The organism is Comamonas sp. B-9 (genome assembly GCF_000410635.1).
Taxonomy (GTDB): Bacteria; Pseudomonadota; Gammaproteobacteria; order Burkholderiales; family Burkholderiaceae_C; genus Comamonas.
On the sequence record NZ_APCR01000603.1, the window covers coordinates 1 to 3,111 of the forward strand.

Here is a 3,111-nt window from a genome sequence, read left to right on the forward strand (position 1 = left end):
GCTTGCCGCGCCGCGCCTGGCTGCGATCTTTGCTGCCGCTCTGCAGCGCCTGCGTGCCGCACCGATGGGCCTGTTGCTGGCCTGGGGTGTGCTGGCGCTGGTGGCCTTGTGGGCCATCGCACCGGGCCTGTTTACCAGCTACAACCCGGTGCTGGGCACCGCCGGCCAGCAGCTGCAGGCGCCCAGTGCCGCCCACTGGCTGGGAACGGACGCGCTGGGCCGCGACAGCTATGCGCGCCTGGTCTATGGCGCGGTGCATTCGCTCAGCGGCGCCTTTGTGGCCGTCAGCGTTGGCTTGGTGCTGGGCAGTCTGCTGGGCCTGGTCGCAGGTGCTACGGGCGGCTGGGTGGAGGATGTGGTGATGCGCATCGTCGATGTGCTGCTGTCGGTGCCCTCGCTGCTGCTGTCGCTGTCGGTGATCATCATCCTGGGCTTTGGCACGGTAAATGCCGCGCTGGCCGTGGGGGTTGTGTCGGTGGCCAGCTTTGCGCGGCTGCTGCGCTCGGAAGTGGTGCGTGTGCGCCGCTCTGACTATGTGGAAGCGGCACTGGGCAGTGGCGGGCGCTTTGCCGCCGTGCTCTGGCGCCATGTGCTGCCCAATTCGCTGACCTCGGTGATCGCGCTGGCGGCGCTGCAGTTTGGCTCGGCCATTCTGGCGATCTCCACCCTGGGCTTTCTGGGCTATGGCGCGCCACCGCCCACACCCGAATGGGGCCTGCTGATTGCCGAAGGCCGCAACTACATCTCCACCGCCTGGTGGCTGACGGCCGCGCCCGGCCTGCTGGTGGCAGCGGTGGTGCTGGCGGCCAACCATATCAGCGCCGATCTGACCCGGAGGCGCGCATGACGGACACCGCCATTCCCGTTTTGCAGGTGGAGAACCTGTCGATCGCCTACCACGATGGCCAGGCCGAGCAGCGCACCGTGCATGAGGTCTCGTTTTCCATCGCCGCTGGCGAGGTGCTGGCCCTGGTGGGCGAATCCGGCTCGGGCAAGACGACCACCGCCCAGTCCATCATGGGCCTGCTGGCCGACAATGGCCGGGTACAGGCTGGCAGCATCCGCATCAATGGAACCGATGTAGCAGGCTGGTCGCAGCGCCAACTGCAAGCACTGCGTGGCAAGGTGGTCAGCCTGATTCCGCAGGACCCGACCACCTCGCTGAACCCAGTGCGCACTGTGGGCGACCAGGTCGGCGAGATGCTGCGCCTGCATGGCTGGCGCGACAAAAAGCAGATTGCCCAGCGCGTGCTGGAGCTGCTGCAAAAAGTGGGGCTGTCGCAGCCCGAGCTGCGCGCACGCCAGTTTCCGCATGAGCTCTCGGGTGGCATGAAGCAGCGCGTGCTGATTGCCATCGCGATTGCGCTGCAGCCAGCGCTGATCATTGCCGATGAACCGACCAGCGCGCTCGATGTGACGGTGCAGCGCCGCATTCTCGATCTGATCGACGACCTGCGCCGCGAGTTTGGCACTGCTGTGCTGCTGGTCACGCACGACCTGGGCGTGGCCGCCGACCGCGCCAACCGCCTGGTCGTTCTGCAGGCCGGCCGTATCCAGGAGCAGGGGCCCACGGCCGATGTGCTGCGCAATCCGCAAAGCCGCTATACGCGCCAGTTGCTGGCCGATGCGCCATCGTTGGGCCATGTGCCGGCACGCGCGCCCCGGGCCGTGGATGCCGAGCCGGCCATTGTGGTGCAGGGCCTTGTGCATGACTTTGCGGTGGCGGGCCAGCGCGGCCTGTTCCGTGCCGTCGATGGCATCTCGTTTGACGTGCCCCGGGGCAGCACGCATGCGATCGTGGGCGAGTCCGGCTCGGGCAAGCCCACGCCCATCCGCGACGTGGTCGGCTTTGGCAAGCCCACATCGGGCAGCATCACGGTGGAAGGCGTGGATGTGACGGCCTTGCGCGGAGAGGCCTTGCGCCAGTTCCGCAAAACCGTGCAGCTGGTCTACCAGAACCCGTTCAGCTCGCTCGATCCGCGCCAGAGCATCTACGCGATCATCGAAGAACCCTTGCTGAACTTTGAGCGCCTGCCACCTGCCGAGCGCGAGCGCCGCGTGCGCGACATGCTGGCCCGTGTGGGCCTGCCGCCTGCAGTGCTGACACGCCGGCCGCGCGCGCTCTCGGGCGGCCAGCGCCAGCGCGTGGCGATTGCCCGGGCGCTGATCCTGCAGCCCCGCGTGCTGGTGCTCGATGAGGCCGTGTCCGCCCTCGATGTGACCGTGCAGGCGCAGATTCTGGCCTTGCTCGACCAGCTCCAGCGCGAGCTGCAACTGACCTATCTCTTTATCTCGCACGACCTGGCCGTGGTGCGCCAGATTGCCGACACCGTCTCGGTGCTGCAGGGTGGCCGCCAGGTCGATGCCGGGCCGGTGGACGAGGTGTTCTCGCGCCCCAGCAGTGCCTATACGCGCGAGCTGATCGCCGCCATTCCCGGAAAAAAGCATGCCTATGAACCAGAGCCTCTCCCCGCACTCGCCGCCTAGAAAACGCCTGGGCTTTTTCAGCCGCCTGCTGGACCAGGCCAGCGCGGCCGAGCGCTACCGCCTGGTGAGCGAGCAGATCCAGCATGCCGAGGCCCATGGCTTTGACACGGCCTGGGTGGCGCAGCACCACTTTCATGAAGCCGAAGGCGGCCTGCCTGCACCGCTGGTGTTTCTGAGCCATGTGGCCGCGCGCACGCAGCGCATCCGGCTGGGCACCGGCATTGTCACCTTGCCGATGGAAAACCCCATCCGGGTGGCCGAAGACGCGGTGGTGCTCGATCTGCTCTCGGGCGGCCGCCTGGAGTTTGGCGTGGGCACCGGTGGCACGCCCGAATCCTTTAGCGCCTTTGGACTGCGCAGCGACGACCGCGCCCGCATCTATGCGCAGCACCTGGCCGTGCTGCGCAATGCCTGGGCGGGGCTGCCGCTGCCCGGCGGCGATCGTCTCTATCCCGCTGGGCCGCAGCTGTTGTCACGTATCTGGCAGGCGACGTTCTCGGCCGCCGGGGCCGAGCGCGCCGGCCTGGCTGGCGACGGGCTGATGCTCTCGCGCACCCAACCGCGCAGCGCCGAGGCACCGCATGCCAGCCTGGCTGATATCCAGAACCCCTTGATCGACACCTA

Annotated in this window: 3 protein-coding genes; all 3 read left to right on the top strand. The window is 67.9% G+C overall.

Annotation, left to right across the window (positions count from 1 at the left end; genetic code table 11):
• Window positions 1-847: ABC transporter permease (locus tag H928_RS0106010; RefSeq protein ID WP_021025684.1), on the top strand; the 847-nt coding region annotated here is incomplete at its 5' end.
• Window positions 844-2,487, top strand: a complete 1,644-nt coding sequence (locus tag H928_RS26395; RefSeq protein WP_021025685.1) for an ABC transporter ATP-binding protein — start codon at window positions 844-846, stop codon at window positions 2,485-2,487. The genes H928_RS0106010 and H928_RS26395, both read left to right, overlap by 4 nt.
• The coding region (locus H928_RS0106020) for an LLM class flavin-dependent oxidoreductase (RefSeq protein WP_021025686.1) at window positions 2,453-3,111 on the top strand (659 nt) is incomplete at its 3' end. The genes H928_RS26395 and H928_RS0106020, both read left to right, overlap by 35 nt.